A 14,794-nucleotide genomic window follows, 5' to 3' on the forward strand; every position below is an offset into this window, starting at 1 on the left:
ACCGTACGCCGCCCGACGCGCCCCGGCGCGCGGCTGTCCGAGCGCGACGCACGCCGAACGGGAGGGCCCCGGCGCGGCCCGCCGGCCGGGCCCGGCCGACCCGTCACGTGATGAATTGATTCGGCCATGGCGCGAAATCGCTCTAGCTCCCCTGCGAACCGGGTGATCGAATCGGTCCTCGATTGAACAGAGTGGTGGGGTGGGCTTGCGTGACTGCGGTGTCGTACGTGGATGTGCATCGGCGGATGGCCGCGGAGATCGAGGCGGAGCGGGAGGCGGCACTCGGGCTGCTCGGCCCGTCGGCCCCCTCCGTCCGGGCCGTCGTGGCCGCGCTCCTGCGGCACCGCACCTTCAAGTACCCCCTGTCGGTGCTGCCGCTGATCGTCCACGCCGCCGAGACCGGCGCGCTCGAACCGGCCCTTCCGCTGGCCGTCGTCCATGACCTGTGGTGGACCTCGGCCTGCTGCCTCGACGACCTCGCCGACGGTCAGGGAACCTTCGCCGCCGGCGACCTCGACGAGAGCGACGCGCTGCTCGCCACCGTGATCGGCGGAATCCCGCTGCCCCTGCTCGTCGTCCGGTCGGAGCGGATCCCGGAGCAGGTGCGCGGGGTCCTGTCGGCGGAGGTCGTGCGGTGCTGGATCGGTGCGACCGAGGGCCAGTTGAGAGACCTCCACGGCGACGCGGCCACCGCCACCCGTGCGTCGGTGGCCGCGGCGTACCAGGGGAAGTCCGGCGCCCCCTACAGCATGATCACCACCATGGCCGCGGAGCTGGCCGGCGCCGCGAAGCCGCGTGTGGAGCTGTGGCGCGAATTCGGCGACGTCTTCGGGATCCTCTGGCAGATCTTCAACGACCAGGAGGACATCCTGTCCGGTCGCGACGAGGACCTCCTGAACGGCACCGTGACCTATCTGCTCGCCTGCGCGCTGGAAGAGACCGCCCCGCATTCCACCGCCCGCGTCCTCGCGTTGCACACCGCGGCGCGGACATCGCCGCAGGCCCGGACGGAACTGACCGACGTGCTGCTCGCGCCGGCCGTGCTGCGCCGCTTCGCGCGGGACATCGACGAGTTCCGTCACCGGGCCCACCGCATTCTGGACGAACTGGGCGGCGACCAGGCCTTCGTGCCCGTCCTGCGCGACCTCGTGGACCGGTCGTCCGTCATGCAGCTCCAGCCGCGTGCCCTCACCGGGACCGCGATGGCCCTCTAAGGGGTTTCGTTCGGATCAGCCCGGGTCCGCGACGCCCGGCACGGCACCTCGCCGCGTCGTCGGACCACCCGAGTGCGCCCGGTACGCGAGTGATCCTCCGCCTTGCGATGCACCGCACCGGACGCCGCGGCCTGATCCGACCTGATCCGAACCAAACCCCCTAGCCCCTCGCCCCCGTCAGCAGCAGGACGGCCGGCGACACCACGGCGAGGGCCGCGCAGGTCAGGACGCCCGCGCACCAGCGCCGCCGCAGCCGGCGGTATCTGTCCTCGTACTCGGCCCGCAGCTCGCCACCGCGTCGCGCGACGTGCTGCCAGGAGCGCCGGGCGAGGACCACGTGCTCCGCCGCGTAGCGCTCCTGCACCTCCGTCCGCTGGGTGTCCGACAGCCAGGGCAGCGACCGGGCGAAACGCTCCGCCTCGGCACGCCCCTCGGCACGGGTGGCCTCGACGAGCAGATGGCCTTCGAGCTCGCGTATCAGCGGCGACGCGTCGAGCGGCTGGTCGTCCATGGCGGTCACCGGAGTTCCCTCCCGGCCGACGGCAGAGACATGTCCGCCGCCGCGGTGCCGGGATGGTGCAGGTCGAAGGCCGGGGATTCACTGCGGATGCGCGGCAGGGTGAGGAAGTTGTGCCGCGGCGGCGGGCAGGACGTCGCCCACTCCAGCGAACGGCCGTAGCCCCACGGGTCGTCGACGCCGACCGGCTTGCCGTACTTGGCCGTCCTCCACACGTTGTAGAAGAACGGCAGGAACGAGAGTCCGAGCAGGAAGGACGCGATGGTCGACACCGTGTTCAGGGCCGTGAGTCCTTCCACCGCCAGATAGTCGGGGATCCGGCGCTGCATTCCATTGGCGCCCAGCCAGTGCTGCACCAGGAACGTGCCGTGGAAGCCGGCGAACAGCGTCCAGAAGGTGATCTTCCCGAGGCGTTCGTCGAGCATCTTCCCCGTGAACTTCGGCCACCAGAAGTGGAAGCCGGAGAACATCGCGAACACCACGGTGCCGAAGACGACGTAGTGGAAGTGCGCCACCACGAAATACGAGTCGGACAGGGGGAAGTCCATCGGCGGGGAGGCGAGCATCACGCCGGTCAGACCACCGAAGACGAACGTGACGAGGAAACCGGTCGCCCACAGCATCGGTGTCTCGAAGGACAAGGAGCCCTGCCACATCGTTCCGATCCAGTTGAAGAACTTCACACCCGTCGGAACGGCGATGAGGAACGTCATGAAGGAGAAGAACGGGAGGAGCACACCGCCGGTGACGTACATGTGGTGGGCCCACACCGTCACGGACAGACCGGCAATCGCGATGGTCGCACCGATCAGGCCCATGTAACCGAACATCGGCTTGCGCGAGAAGACCGGGATGACCTCGGAGATGATCCCGAAGAACGGCAGCGCGATGATGTACACCTCTGGATGCCCGAAGAACCAGAAGAGGTGCTGCCACAGCAGCGCGCCCCCGTTCGCCGCGTCGAAGACATGCGCACCGAATGCACGGTCCGCCTCCAGCGCGAACAGGGCCGCCGCGAGGACGGGGAAGGCCAGCAGCACCAGCACACCGGTCAGCAGCACGTTCCACACGAAGATCGGCATGCGGAACATCGTCATGCCCGGAGCGCGCATGCAGATGATGGTGGTGATGAAGTTGACCGCGCCGAGGATGGTGCCGAAGCCGGACAACGTCAGACCCATGATCCACATGTCGGCGCCGACGCCCGGCGAGCGGACCGCGTCCGACAGCGGGGAGTAGGCGAACCAGCCGAAGTCGGCCGCGCCCTGCGGGGTGAGGAATCCGCCCACCGCGATCAGCGAGCCGAAGAGGTACAGCCAGTACGCGAACATGTTCAGCCGCGGGAACGCCACGTCGGGCGCGCCGATCTGCAGCGGCATGATCCAGTTCGCGAAGCCGGCGAACAGCGGCGTCGCGAACATCAGCAGCATGATCGTGCCGTGCATCGTGAACGCCTGGTTGAACTGCTCGTTCGACATGATCTGCAGACCGGGCCGGGCGAGCTCGGCGCGCATGAGCAGCGCCATGACACCACCGACGCAGAACAGCGCGAACGAGGTCACCAGATACAGCGTGCCGATTGTCTTGTGGTCCGTGGACGTCAGCCACTTCACCGCGGCCCGTCCCGGACGCCGTGGGCGCGGGCCCGCGGACGCGGGCGGCGCCGTCACCGTGTTGCTCTCCATGCCCCGCCTGTGTCCGGCCCTCGCCGCACCGTCACAATGGAGCGACGCGACGAGCGTCACACCGCAGGGTGTGACGTTCGCCCACCTGCCGGACACAGACGGATCATGAGCAACGACGAGACCTTCGCCGCTGCCTATCGCGAGCACTACTGGGCGGTCAGCCGCTACGTGGCGAGGCGACTGGACGGCCGTGGCAGTGATGTCGAAGAGGTGGTGGCGGAGGTCTTCACCGTCGCCTGGCGGCGCCGGTCCGACCTGCCGCCCTCCCCCCTTCCCTGGCTGTACGGGGTGGCGCGCCGCTGCCTGGCCAACGCGGTACGCGGATACGGACGCCGCCGCAGGCTGCTCGACCGGCTCGGCAACGACGAGAGCGCGCACGGCACCCAGGTGGTGGCCGGCCCCGGCTCCGACACGCCGGGCGACTGGGTGCACGAGGCCCTGGCCCGGCTCTCCCCGGCCGACCAGGAAGTACTGCGCCTCACGGCCTGGGAGGAACTCGCCGTCGACGAGGTCGCCGTCGTCCTCGGCTGCGGCAGCCGCGCCGCCGCGATGCGCCTGCACCGGGCCCGCCGCCGGCTCAGAGCCGAGATCGACCGTCTGCACATCACCCCCGTGGCCGCCGGCACCGCAACGCCCCGCCGCGACATCCCGAAGGAGCCCGGCCGTGGCTGACGAACTCGAACTCCTGCGCCGCGCCAACCCGGTCCCGTCCGCCGACCCCCGCTTCGGCGACCGCCCGCTCGACCAGCACGCCGAACGCCGGCTCGACCTGCTCCTGCACGACGGCGAACGCCGGCTCGACCGCCTCCCGCGCGGCGGCGAACGCCGGCCGAGCCCCCGGCATCTGCGCGGCTGGACCTGGGGCCTCGGGTCCGTGGCGGCGGCCTGCGTGGTCGTCCTCACCCTCATGTTCTCGGGCTCGGCCACCGCGCCCGCCGTGGCCGCACCGCGCCCGCTGGTCGTCGAGGCCGGCTCCGCCCCCGTGCCGCTCGACCGGATCGCCGATCGCGCGGCGGGCGCCGGGGACTCCCTCCGGCTGGTCCAGGGCACCCATCTGCAGGCATGGAGTCTCGCCATGACGTCCGGCCCCGGCGCCCGGCCGCCCGTCACCCTGCCCGAGGAACGCCTCGTCCGCTGGCAGGCCGACGGCAGCCACACGGAACTCGTCGTGGCCACCGATCCGCGCCGCCCGGGAAAGCCGGTCGTCACCGACGCCGACCCCGTGCCCCGCACCGTCGAGGACGGGCACGTCCTCAGCAGGCGGACCTATCCGCCGAGTTGGAGCGACGCCCCGCCCGTCGCCCGGCCGCCGCACGACGCCGTACGGCTGCGCGCCTACCTGGACGAGATCGACCGCACCGGCCCCCTGGACACCCCGGGACTCCTCGACGCCGTCGCCGGACTGCTGGACAACTGGACGCTCGGCACCCGGGAGAACGCCGCGCTCGTCCGGATCCTCGCCGACGCGCAGGGCCTGCGCCCGGCCGGTGCGGTCACCGACCGGCTGGGCCGAGCGGGACAGGCGTACGTGTACGACGACCGGGCGCACTCCGTCCGGCGGATGCTGGTGCTCGATCCGGACACCGGCGCCGTCCTCGGCCTGGAGGAGACCGTCACCCGGGACGACCCCGAGTTCGGGGTGAAGTCCGGGGACGTGCTGTCCTACCGCGCGTGGATGCGCTGACCGTGCCGCTCAGACGCCCGGCCGGCGTTCGGCCGCCGCCACGGTCTGCTCCAGCAGGACCGCGATGGTCATGGGGCCGACGCCGCCCGGCACGGGCGTGATCAGCCCGGCCCGTGTGACGGCCGTGTCGAAGTCGACGTCGCCCACGTTGCCCGGGTTGTAGCCCGCGTCGATCACGACGGCACCCGGCTTGACGTCCTCGCCGCGGATCAGCCGGGGCCGGCCCACCGCGGCCACCACGATGTCCGCCTCGCGCACGACCGACGCCAGGTCCTTCGTGCGCGAGTGGCAGTACGTCACCGTGGCGTCCCGTCCGAGGAGGAGCATGCCGACCGGCCTGCCGAGGATCGCGCTGCGGCCCACCACGACCGCCCGCTTGCCCGCCGGGTCGACGTCGTACTCGTCGAGGAGCCGCATGATGCCGCCGGGCGTGCAGGACACGAAGCCGGGCAGGCCGAAGCTCATCGCCGAGTACGAGCTCAGCGTCACGCCGTCGACGTCCTTGCGCGGGTCGATGGCCTCGAACGCCGCCCGCTCGTCGATGTGCGGTCCGACGGGGTGCTGGAGCAGGATGCCGTGCACGGCCGGGTCCTCGGAGAGCGCGCGGAGCGTGCCGACCAGTTCGGCGGTCGTCGTGGCGGCCGGCAGCGCGACGTGCCGGGACTCGATCCCCGCCTTGCGGCAGCGGTTCTGCTTCATCCGCACGTAGGTGACCGAGGCGGGGTCCTCGCCGACGAGCACCGTCGCCAGACACGGCGCCGCACCCGTGCGGTCCTTCAGGTCGGCGGCGCGCTTCGCGGTGTCCTCGACGATCCGGCGCGCGAGAGCCGTGCCGTCCATGAGCTGGGCCTGGGACATGAGCTGCTCCTCCTGAGCGCTGCTGACGATCGCCCAGGCGCGCGGCAAAGACCCGTTCGTCAGGCCGCTCCCCGGTGGTACTCCACCTCAGCGCCAGTCACGGCCCGCCGACCAGGGCAACTCCCGCGGGTGATCCGCCCGCGGCCGGTTCGGCCCGCCCGAGGAGGCGGGCCTCGTCGCCCGTGCCCGTGAGGCGGGCGGCCCACGCCGGATACGGGTGCGGCTCACCGGCGCCGGAGGGGCAGTCCTCGAACGGCGCGCGGTGCCGGAGGACGCGGGCGGGACCGGGCCGCGCGCACGGCCGAGCCCAGCAGTGAGGCGGAGAGCCGCAGACCTGCCGCGGAGACGGGTCGCGGCAGCCGGGCGGGGCGGGGGCGCGACCGGCCCATCCCCACACGCGCCGAGAAGGTCCAGGTCAGACGCGACGTGATCTGGACCTTCGGCCAGTGCCTTTCTACTCGTCCCATGCCTGGAGCAGAGTCTGGTCGACGATCTTGCCGTCACGCAGCGACATCATCGACGTGCTCAGCACCTTCACGCCGTCCGCGTACTCGCAGGACTCGGAGAAGGCGACGTGGTCGCCCTGGACCACGCACTGCTCCAGCTTGTGGGTCATGTCCCGGCTGTAGACGTCGTCGAGCATCTCGGCGATCTCGCCGCGACCGTGTTTCACCATCGGGTGGCTGGGCTGGGTGTTGCGGTCGACGATGCGCAGTTCCGCGTCGTCAGCGTAGAGCGACAGCAGATCCGTCGCAGTGTGTCCTTCAATGGCTCGGCGCAGCGCTTCGGTGTCGAAGGCGGGGCCTAGCGAGGTGCCCATGATGACCTCCTTGAAGGCCGCGGCCCGTCGAGGAGCGGGTCGCGAAGGGCCTCATCTCCGAGACTCCTCCGCCGCACGGTCCTCGGCAAGCGCAGCCGCTCCGATGAGCCTCTCGGGTGAGCGGAGCGTGACGGCCGTGTCCGCGGGGGACCGGCGCCGTTGCAGAAAGCATGATCTCAACACGACGTATGGTCGCCGCCATTGGTCTCGCCGTCGGAGTCACCGGACTCGCCGCGCCGATGGCGAGCGCGGCGGGCTCCGAGGCCGCGGACGCGGGGAAGCTGAACCCCGTCGCCGAACTCGACGCCCTCGCCCTGAGCACCGTCCCCGCCGAGCAGCGGGCGGCCATGCCGCTGCCGTCCCGCCAGCTCGCGGGCCTCAACCGGCTGAACGACCTGAACCAGCTGCACCAGCTCACCGACCTCGCCGCGCCCGTCATGGGCGTCGTCCCGGCCGTCGAGGGCTAGTCGGGCGGAGAGCCTGCCCAGACGAGCGCCGAGGGCCGGCCGGTACGAGCAACAAGGGCCTACCCGTACGAGCACCGGGGGCCGGCCCGTACGAGCACTGAGGGCCGGTTCGGTGGGCGAAGGCCTCTTCGCCCACCGGCCGGCCCTCTTTCTCGTGCCCGGGGCCCCGCCGCGTCACCCGGCCGTGGCGAGGAACTGTGTGGCGGCGAGTTCGGCGTACAGCGGGTCCGCGGCCACCAGTTCGCGATGCGTTCCCACCGCGCGGACGCGGCCCGCGTCCATCACGACGATGCGGTCGGCCATCGTGACGGTGGACAGCCGGTGCGCGACCACCAGGACCGTCGTCGTCCGGGCCACGTCGGAGACCGTGTCGCGCAGTGCCGCCTCGTTGACGGCGTCGAGCTGGGACGTCGCCTCGTCGAGGAGCAGCAGCCGCGGACGGCGCAGCAGCGCGCGGGCGATGGCGACCCGCTGGCGCTCGCCGCCGGACAGCTTGGTGCCGCGGTGGCCGACCAGCGTGTCCAGACCGCGCGGCAGCCGGGCGACCAGCCCGTCGAGACGTGTCGTCTTGAGCACGCGGACGATGTCGGCCTCGTCGGCCCGTGGATTGCCGAGCAGCAGGTTGTCGCGCAGCGAGCCCGAGAGCACCGGGGCGTCCTGCTCCACGTAGCCGATGGCGGACCGCAGCTGCGGCAGGTCCCATCGGTCCAGCTCCCGGCCGTCCACGGTGATGACCCCGGCCTCGGGGTCGTAGAACCGCTCGATCAGCGAGAACACGGTCGTCTTCCCCGCTCCGGAGGGTCCCACGAACGCGGTCATGCCGCGCGCCGGGACGGCGAACGTCACACCGTGATGGACGTACGGAAGGTCGTCGGCGTACCGGAAGCGGACGTCGTCGAAGGCGAGCGACGCGGGCTCGGCGCCGGGGGAGGGCAGTGGCGCGGGCAGCCCCACGGGTTCGGCGGGCAGCCGCATCGCCTCCTGGATCCGGGCGAGCGCGGCGGCACCCGTCTGGTACTGGGTGACGGCGCCGACCACCTGCTGGATCGGCGACATCAGATAGAACACGTAGAGCAGGAACGCCACCAGGGTGCCCACGTCCACGGCGCCCGTCGCGACGCGGGCCCCGCCCACCGCGAGCACCGTGATGAAGGCGATCTGCATCGCCAGCCCGGCCGTGTTGCCCGCCGCGGCCGACCACTTGGCGGCCCGGACGCTCTGCCGCCACGACTCCTCGGCCGCCGCGTGGACGACCGCCTCCTCGCGGTGCTCGGCTCCGGACGCCTTCACGGTGCGCAGCGCGCCGAGGATCCGCTCCAGAGCGGCGCCCATCAGCCCGACGGCGTCCTGGGCCTGCTTGCTGGCACGGTTGATGCGCGGCACGATCAGCCCGAGCACGGTGCCCGCGCACAGGATCACGGCGAGGGTGACCCCGAGCAGCACCGCGTCGACCAGGCCCATCATGACCACCGTCGCGACCAGGGTGAGCCCGCCCGTGCCGATGCCGACCAGGGAGTCGGTCGTCACCTCGCGCAGCAGGGTCGTGTCGGAGGTGATGCGGGACATCAGATCGCCCGGCTCGCTGCGGTCCACCGCCGGTATGCGCAGCCGCAGCAGATACGAGGACAGGGTGCGCCGCGCGCCCAGCACCACCGATTCCGCGGTGCGCCGCAGGACGTACGAACCCGTCGCCCCCACCGCCGCGTTGGTGACCACCAGCGCCGCCATCCCGAGCAGCGCCTGCCCGATGGGCCGGTCGTGCGACAGGTCGTCGATGAGGCCCCGCGCCACCAGCGGCAGCACCAGCCCGGTGGCGCCGGTCGTGAGCGCCAGCAGCGCGCCGGCCAGCAGGGCCCATCGATGCGGTCGTACGTAGCCGAGCAGCAGGCGCCACGCGGGCACGTCGGGCTGGGCGTCGGTGAGGCTCACGGCGCTCCTTGGCGTGAGTCGGTGCGGAGCACTCAGGCTACGTCCGGGCCCGCCGGGACCGGGAGCGGGCCAACTGCCTTGCGGGAGACCGCGGTCAGCGTGCCGCCAACGCGGCGAGGGTCGCGTCCAGATCGGCGGCCCGGGGCCGGTTGTGCGGCAGCCTGGCCAGCACGGCCGCCATGCCGCAGGTGTTGGTCAGGGCGGAGAAGACCAGGCCGCCGGCGATGCCCGCCGAGAGCAACTGCCAGGCGGGGTGCAGCAGTCCGAGTCCCAGCCCGGCCAGGACCACGCTGCCCGCGGTGAACCGGACCTGGCGCTCCATGGACCAGGTGGTGCGGGACCCGGTCGCGGGACGGTCCAGTTCGTGGCCCCGCGCGGTCCAGGCGCTGGTCCCGCCGGTGAGGGTCGCGGCCGTCACGCCGTGTTCGGCGAGCGTCTTCCGGGCGCTGTCGGAGCGCGCGCCGGAGGCGCAGACGACCAGCAGGCCGGACGTGATCTCCTTGAGGGCGGGCAGGGCGCGGTGCAGCTGGTCGAGGGGGACGTTCAGGGCGCCGGGCAGATGCCCGGAGGCGTACTCGCCGGGCGTGCGGACGTCGAGGACGGTGAGTTCGGACAGGCGGGTACGGGCCTGGTCGGCGTCGAGGGCCGGGGAAGTCGTCATGTCGGGTGTCATCCTTGCTCTTCGAGGGTGCCCCGGAGGGCGGAGTACGATACCCCTAGGGGTATCGGTGGAGGAGTGTTGTCGTGGACTTGGATCTCGCGGGTGCCGAGCTGAAGTCGGTGCTGAACCGGCTGCGTCGTGCGCAGGGACAGATCTCCGGTGTGATCAGGATGATCGAGGAGGGGCGCGACTGCGAGGACGTGGTCACCCAGCTCGCCGCGGCCTCCCGTGCTCTCGACCGGGCCGGATTCGCGATCATCGCCACCGGTCTCCAGCAGTGCCTGACCGATGTCGAGGACGGCGTGAAGAACGGCGAGGACAGGGACGCGATGCGTGCCCGGCTGGAGAAGCTCTTCCTCTCCCTGGCGTGAGGCGGTCCGCCGCCCGGCGTGCGGCCTCGCCGCCACCCGCGGGCCCCGCGGCGGCGCTCGCGGTACGGGGGTCTGCGGCGACGCCGGTGGTACGGCGGTCCGCGGTGACGCGGGCGGTACGGAGGTCCGCCGAACCGGTCGTCCCGTGACGGGCCCCGGTCATGCGACGGCGTCGATCAGCATGCACGCGGCCACCGCCAGCAGGACCCAGGCGAAGATCCGGCGCAGCGCGGCGCCCGGGACCTTCGCCGCCAGCCGTCTGCCGTCCCACGCGCCGAGGACCGCCGCACCCGCGAAGGGGGCGACGACCGCCCAGTCGAGCCGTTCCGCCGTGCCGGCGCGCGCCAGCAGTGCCGCCATCGAGTTCACGGTGATCACCAGCAGGCTCGTACCGACGGCGGCCCGCATCCGCAGACCCACCACACCGACCAGGGCCGGTACGGCGAGGAAGCCACCGCCCACGCCCAGGACGCCGGTCACCGCACCGAGGCCGGCGCCCGCCCCGGCGATCCGGCCGCGCCGCGGGGCCGGCGCGTCCGGTGCGCCCGACGACGGACGCAGCATCCGCACCGCCGCCAGCGCGGCGACCACCCCGAAGGCGGCCGTCAGCAGCCAGGACGGCAGCCGTCCGGCGACGGCCCCGCCCGCGGCGGCGGGCAGCAGCCCCGCCGCCGCGAACAGCGCGCCGGCCCGCCAGCGGACCGTGCCCTGCCGGGCGTGGGCGGCGAGCGCGGTCGCCGACGTCACCGTGACGATGACCAGGCTCGCGGTGGTGGCCGCGGAGGGCGTGAAGCCCAGCAGGTAGATCAGGGCGGGGACGGCGAGGACACTGCCTCCGCCGCCCAGTGCCCCGAGCGCCAGCCCGATCACGCCACCGGCGGCCAGGGCGAGGATCAGAGCGCTCACGCCGTGGGGCCGCCGTTCCCGTGCTCCCGGACCGAGGGCAGGCCTTCCCGCGCCCAGGCGCGCATGCCCCCGACAACGTCGACCGCGTCGAGGCCGCGGGCCGTGAGCAGCGCGACGGCGTCACGGGACCGCACCCCCGAGCGGCACACCACGACGAGGGGGCGGTGCCGCGCGGCCACGGGCAGGTCGCCTCCGGCGGTGAGCGCGGACAGCGGGGCGCTCACCGCGCCCGGTGCGTGCCCCCGCGCCCACTCGTCCGCCTCGCGCACGTCCAGCAGGACGGCCTCGGCCCCCGGGCCGGTGCGCTCGCTCGCCTCCGCCGGGGCGATCCGCGCCATGGGCAGACCGGCCGGGCCCGCGGCGGCGAAGGAGTCGTCCACGGCGACCACGTCACGGCCGGCGGCGTCGAGGACGGAGGCGGCGATGGCGGCCCGCATGCCTCCGGCGCAGTGCACCCAGACGGTGCCGCCCGGTATCTCGCCGAGCCGGTCGCGTATCTCGTGGACGGGGATGTGCACCGATCCGGCGATGTGGCCCTGGGCCCGCTCGGACGCCCGGCGCACGTCCAGGACCACCGTCCCGCCGCCGTACGCCCCCGCCAGATCGGCGAACCGGGCGCGCGGGAAGGAGCGAGGTTCCTCCCCCTCGCGCAGCCAGTCGGCGGGCGTGCCGGCGGCCGCGGCGGCGGGACGGTCGACGCCCACGCGGACGAGTTCCCGCTGGGCTTCGGCGATCCGCTCCGGTGACTCGGCGAGCAGGGTGACCGGCTTGCCCCACGGGAGCAGCCAGGCCAGGTACGTCGCGAGCTGCCCGTCGGCCTCGAAGTTGACGGACCCGGCGACGTGCCCTGCCGCGAACGCGACGCGGTTGCGCAGGTCGACGACCCACTCGCCGGCGGCGAGGCGCGCCGCGATCTCCCCGGCGTCCGCGGGTGCGGGCGGGGTGAGGTCGACCGGCGCCGGTCCTTGCGCGTTGGCCGGAGCCATGTGCGCGTAGTACGCGGGCACGTCGTCGAGTCCGGCGAGCAGGTCGGCCACGAAGGTGTCGACGTCCTTGACCAGCGCCTCGTTGACGGCGCGCTCCTGCCCGATGGTCGTGCCCTCGCCTGTGGCGGCACCGGCGGAGCAGAAGCTGCCGAAGCCGTGGGTGGGCAGCACCGCGGTGTCGTCGGGCAGCTCGGTGGCGAGCCGGTGCGCGGAGGCGTGCTGGGCCCGTGCCAGCTCCCCGGTCAGCCGTGGCTCGACCAGGTCGGGACGCCCGACCGTGCCGATGAGCAGGGAGCCGCCGGTGAACGCCGCCACCGCGTGTCCCCCCTCCTCCAGCACGTAGGAGGTGTGGTGCGGGGTGTGACCGGGGGTGGCCAGGGCGCGCAGGACCAGACCGGCGTCGACGTCGAACCGGTCACCGTCGGCCACCGCGACCCGCTCGAAGGCGACCCGTGCGCCGGCCGGCACCAGATAGGCGGCGCCGGTCAGCCGGGCCAGTTCCAGCCCCCCGGTCACGTAGTCGTTGTGCAGGTGTGTCTCCACGACGTGGGTGATGCGCACGTCCCGTCGGGCCGCCGCCGCGATCAGCCGGTCGACGTCCCTGGGCGGATCGACCGCCACGGCGCCCCGCGGGCCGCCCGCCAGATAGCCGCGGTTGCCCAGGCCCGGCACCTCGATGGTGTCGACGAAGAACACGGCAGCACTCCTTTCCTCGTGAACCCGCAGGGTGAGTACCCCCGGGGGTATATTCACGGTAGCAGAAGTACCCCCGGGGGTATCCGGCCCCTCTCGGGCCCGGGCGTGGTTCGCCTCAGCGGCCCACCCGGCGCGACCCCGGAGCGAGGCGGACGTGCGTCACCTGGTCTTCTACCGGTCGGTCACCCCGTAGGGTCGGTTGACGGAACGTCGACCTACGGAAGGGCTCAATCACATGGCGCAGGAAGTGCGGGGCGTGATCGCACCGGGCAAGAACGAGCCGGTGCGCGTCGAGACCGTCGTCGTGCCGGATCCGGGGCCCGGCGAGGCCGTGGTGAAGATCCAGGCCTGCGGGGTGTGCCACACCGATCTCCACTACAAGCAGGGCGGCATCAACGACGACTTCCCGTTCCTGCTCGGCCACGAGGCGGCCGGGATCGTGGAGTCGGTGGGCGACGGGGTCACGGACGTCGCGCCCGGCGACTTCGTCATCCTCAACTGGCGTGCGGTGTGCGGGCAGTGCCGGGCGTGTCTGCGCGGCCGGCCCTGGTACTGCTTCAACACGCACAACGCGAAGCAGCGGATGACGCTCAAGGACGGCACCGAGCTCTCGCCCGCCCTGGGCATCGGCGCCTTCGCGGAGAAGACCCTGGTCGCCGCGGGGCAGTGCACCAAGGTCGACCCCGCGGTGTCCCCGGCGGTCGCCGGCCTGCTCGGCTGCGGCGTGATGGCCGGCATCGGCGCGGCCATCAACACCGGGAACGTCGGCCGCGGCGACAGTGTCGCGGTCATCGGCTGCGGAGGCGTCGGCGACGCGGCGATCGCCGGGTCCCGCCTCGCGGGCGCCGCGAAGATCATCGCCGTGGACATCGACGACCGGAAGCTGACGACCGCCCGCGAGATCGGCGCCACGCACACCGTCAACTCCCGCGAGACCGACCCCGTCGAGGCGATCCGGGAGCTCACCGGCGGCTTCGGCGCCGACGTCGTCATCGAGGCCGTCGGCCGCCCGGAGACGTACCGGCAGGCCTTCTACGCCCGCGACCTCGCGGGCACCGTCGTCCTCGTCGGAGTGCCCACCCCGGACATGAAGCTGGACCTGCCGCTGATCGACGTCTTCGGGCGCGGCGGCGCCCTCAAGTCGTCCTGGTACGGCGACTGCCTGCCCTCGCGCGACTTCCCCATGCTGATCGACCTGCACCTGCAAGGGCGCCTGGACCTCGGCGCGTTCGTGAGCGAGACGATCGCGCTGGACGAGGTGGAAGCGGCCTTCGAGCGGATGCACCAGGGCGACGTGCTGCGCTCGGTGGTGATGCTGTGATGACCACCCGCATCGAACACCTCGTCACCTCGGGCACCTTCTCGCTCGACGGCGGCACCTGGGACGTCGACAACAACGTGTGGATCGTGGCCGACGACCACGAGGCGATCGTCATCGACGCCGCCCACGACGCCGACGCCATCGCCGAGGCCGTCGGCGACCGGCGGCTCACCGCGATCGTCTGCACCCACGCCCACAACGACCACATCGACGCCGCCCCCGCCCTCGCCGACCGCACCGGCGCCACCATCTGGCTGCACCCGGACGACCTGCCGCTGTGGAAGCTGACCCATCCCGACCGCCTCCCCGACGCCTGGCTCCAGGACGGCCAGGTGATCGAGGCGGCCGGCGCCGATCTGACGGTCCTGCACACGCCGGGCCACGCGCCGGGCGCGGTCTGCCTGTACGACCCAGGCCTGGGCACCGTCTTCACCGGCGACACCCTCTTCCAGGGAGGCCCGGGCGCCACCGGCCGCTCCTACTCCCACTTCCCGACCATCGTCGAGTCCATCCGCGAACGGCTCCTGGGCCTCCCGCCCGACACCGTGGTGCGTACCGGGCACGGCGACTCCACCACGATCGGGGCGGAGGCCCCGCACCTGAAGGAGTGGATCGCGCGCGGCCACTGACGCCGGTGCCCGGACCGACGCCGGTGGCCCGCCGCCGACGCCTCCCCACA

Annotated in this window: 15 protein-coding genes and 1 riboswitch; of the genes, 7 read left to right on the forward strand and 8 right to left on the reverse strand. The window is 72.9% G+C overall.

From position 1 onward, the window contains the following. Positions 1-209: 209 nt before the first annotated feature. On the forward strand, positions 210-1,214 hold the full coding sequence (locus tag ACSYGO_RS39775) for a polyprenyl synthetase family protein (RefSeq protein ID WP_460389575.1): 1,005 nt from the start codon (positions 210-212) through the stop codon (positions 1,212-1,214). A 160-nt stretch (positions 1,215-1,374) separates the two neighbouring features. Here ACSYGO_RS39775 and ACSYGO_RS39780 read toward each other — a convergent pair whose 3' ends face one another. Together ACSYGO_RS39780 and ctaD are read right to left on the reverse strand one after the other, a co-directional pair. Further along, on the reverse strand, positions 1,375-1,725 hold the full coding sequence (locus ACSYGO_RS39780) for a hypothetical protein (protein WP_460389820.1): 351 nt from the start codon (positions 1,723-1,725) through the stop codon (positions 1,375-1,377). 5 nt (positions 1,726-1,730) lie between these two features. Further along, a complete protein-coding gene (gene ctaD / locus ACSYGO_RS39785) occupies positions 1,731-3,416 on the reverse strand; it encodes an aa3-type cytochrome oxidase subunit I (RefSeq protein ID WP_460389576.1) in 1,686 nt (561 codons plus the stop codon). 105 nt (positions 3,417-3,521) lie between these two features. Here ctaD and ACSYGO_RS39790 point away from each other — a divergent pair, with 105 nt between their 5' ends. Both ACSYGO_RS39790 and ACSYGO_RS39795 read left to right on the forward strand, forming a co-directional pair. Beyond that, positions 3,522-4,088, forward strand: a complete 567-nt coding sequence (locus tag ACSYGO_RS39790) for an RNA polymerase sigma factor (RefSeq protein ID WP_426676585.1) — start codon at positions 3,522-3,524, stop codon at positions 4,086-4,088. Beyond that, positions 4,081-5,100: a CU044_5270 family protein gene (locus ACSYGO_RS39795; RefSeq protein WP_432187443.1), complete on the forward strand. Its 1,020-nt coding sequence runs from the start codon at positions 4,081-4,083 to the stop codon at positions 5,098-5,100. The genes ACSYGO_RS39790 and ACSYGO_RS39795 overlap by 8 nt, the downstream gene beginning before the upstream one ends. Positions 5,101-5,109: 9 nt before the next feature. On the opposite strand, the gene ACSYGO_RS39800 is transcribed toward ACSYGO_RS39795, so the two are convergent. Beyond that, positions 5,110-5,958 carry a bifunctional 5,10-methylenetetrahydrofolate dehydrogenase/5,10-methenyltetrahydrofolate cyclohydrolase gene (locus ACSYGO_RS39800; RefSeq protein ID WP_426676583.1) on the reverse strand — a complete coding sequence of 283 codons (849 nt, stop codon included), beginning with the start codon at positions 5,956-5,958 and terminating at the stop codon, positions 5,110-5,112. Positions 5,959-5,982: 24 nt separating this feature from the next. After that, positions 5,983-6,069: riboswitch (ZMP/ZTP riboswitch) on the reverse strand. A gap of 343 nt (positions 6,070-6,412) precedes the next feature. Then, on the reverse strand, positions 6,413-6,778 hold the full coding sequence (locus tag ACSYGO_RS39805) for a nuclear transport factor 2 family protein (protein ID WP_426676582.1): 366 nt from the start codon (positions 6,776-6,778) through the stop codon (positions 6,413-6,415). A gap of 170 nt (positions 6,779-6,948) precedes the next feature. Between ACSYGO_RS39805 and ACSYGO_RS39810 the strand changes: the two genes are divergently transcribed. Next, complete coding sequence (locus ACSYGO_RS39810) at positions 6,949-7,245, forward strand: hypothetical protein (protein ID WP_426676581.1); 297 nt, start codon at positions 6,949-6,951, stop codon at positions 7,243-7,245. Between the two features lie 174 nt (positions 7,246-7,419). On the opposite strand, the gene ACSYGO_RS39815 is transcribed toward ACSYGO_RS39810, so the two are convergent. Both ACSYGO_RS39815 and ACSYGO_RS39820 read right to left on the reverse strand, forming a co-directional pair. Continuing rightward, positions 7,420-9,174 carry an ABC transporter ATP-binding protein gene (locus ACSYGO_RS39815; RefSeq protein WP_460389577.1) on the reverse strand — a complete coding sequence of 585 codons (1,755 nt, stop codon included), beginning with the start codon at positions 9,172-9,174 and terminating at the stop codon, positions 7,420-7,422. Between the two features lie 94 nt (positions 9,175-9,268). After that, complete coding sequence (locus tag ACSYGO_RS39820; RefSeq protein WP_426676579.1) at positions 9,269-9,835, reverse strand: rhodanese-like domain-containing protein; 567 nt, start codon at positions 9,833-9,835, stop codon at positions 9,269-9,271. Between the two features lie 83 nt (positions 9,836-9,918). Here ACSYGO_RS39820 and ACSYGO_RS39825 point away from each other — a divergent pair, with 83 nt between their 5' ends. Next, positions 9,919-10,206, forward strand: a complete 288-nt coding sequence (locus ACSYGO_RS39825) for a metal-sensitive transcriptional regulator (protein ID WP_426676578.1) — start codon at positions 9,919-9,921, stop codon at positions 10,204-10,206. 159 nt (positions 10,207-10,365) lie between these two features. On the opposite strand, the gene ACSYGO_RS39830 is transcribed toward ACSYGO_RS39825, so the two are convergent. Together ACSYGO_RS39830 and ACSYGO_RS39835 are read right to left on the reverse strand one after the other, a co-directional pair. Further along, positions 10,366-11,112, reverse strand: coding sequence for a sulfite exporter TauE/SafE family protein (locus tag ACSYGO_RS39830; RefSeq protein ID WP_460389578.1), 747 nt, complete (start codon positions 11,110-11,112; stop codon positions 10,366-10,368). Beyond that, a complete protein-coding gene (locus ACSYGO_RS39835; RefSeq protein WP_426676576.1) occupies positions 11,109-12,794 on the reverse strand; it encodes an MBL fold metallo-hydrolase in 1,686 nt (561 codons plus the stop codon). Before ACSYGO_RS39835 ends, ACSYGO_RS39830 begins: the two co-directional genes overlap by 4 nt. Before the next feature lie 235 nt (positions 12,795-13,029). On the opposite strand from ACSYGO_RS39835, the gene ACSYGO_RS39840 reads away from it, so the two are divergent. Continuing rightward, positions 13,030-14,115 (forward strand): S-(hydroxymethyl)mycothiol dehydrogenase, encoded by a 1,086-nt coding sequence (locus ACSYGO_RS39840; protein WP_432176113.1) that lies wholly within the window; start codon positions 13,030-13,032, stop codon positions 14,113-14,115. Next, the gene (locus tag ACSYGO_RS39845; RefSeq protein ID WP_426676574.1) at positions 14,115-14,744 is read left to right on the forward strand and encodes an MBL fold metallo-hydrolase; all 630 of its coding nucleotides are present in this window, start codon (positions 14,115-14,117) and stop codon (positions 14,742-14,744) included. The genes ACSYGO_RS39840 and ACSYGO_RS39845 overlap by 1 nt, the downstream gene beginning before the upstream one ends. Positions 14,745-14,794: the final 50 nt, after the last annotated feature.

It is taken from the genome of Streptomyces krungchingensis, from assembly GCF_054729265.1.

Excerpts from the sequence above, each read along its gene's own strand:
- ACSYGO_RS39780 (WP_460389820.1), bottom strand. The coding sequence starts at position 1,725 with ATGGACGACCAGCCGCTCGACGCGTCGCCGCTGATACGCGAGCTCGAA.
- ctaD (WP_460389576.1), bottom strand. The coding sequence starts at position 3,416 with ATGGAGAGCAACACGGTGACGGCGCCGCCCGCGTCCGCGGGCCCGCGC.
- ACSYGO_RS39790 (WP_426676585.1), top strand. The coding sequence starts at position 3,522 with ATGAGCAACGACGAGACCTTCGCCGCTGCCTATCGCGAGCACTACTGG.
- ACSYGO_RS39800 (WP_426676583.1), bottom strand. The coding sequence starts at position 5,958 with ATGTCCCAGGCCCAGCTCATGGACGGCACGGCTCTCGCGCGCCGGATC.
- ACSYGO_RS39805 (WP_426676582.1), bottom strand. The coding sequence starts at position 6,778 with ATGGGCACCTCGCTAGGCCCCGCCTTCGACACCGAAGCGCTGCGCCGA.
- ACSYGO_RS39810 (WP_426676581.1), top strand. The coding sequence starts at position 6,949 with ATGATCTCAACACGACGTATGGTCGCCGCCATTGGTCTCGCCGTCGGA.
- ACSYGO_RS39820 (WP_426676579.1), bottom strand. The coding sequence starts at position 9,835 with ATGACGACTTCCCCGGCCCTCGACGCCGACCAGGCCCGTACCCGCCTG.
- ACSYGO_RS39840 (WP_432176113.1), top strand. The coding sequence starts at position 13,030 with ATGGCGCAGGAAGTGCGGGGCGTGATCGCACCGGGCAAGAACGAGCCG.
- ACSYGO_RS39845 (WP_426676574.1), top strand. The coding sequence starts at position 14,115 with ATGACCACCCGCATCGAACACCTCGTCACCTCGGGCACCTTCTCGCTC.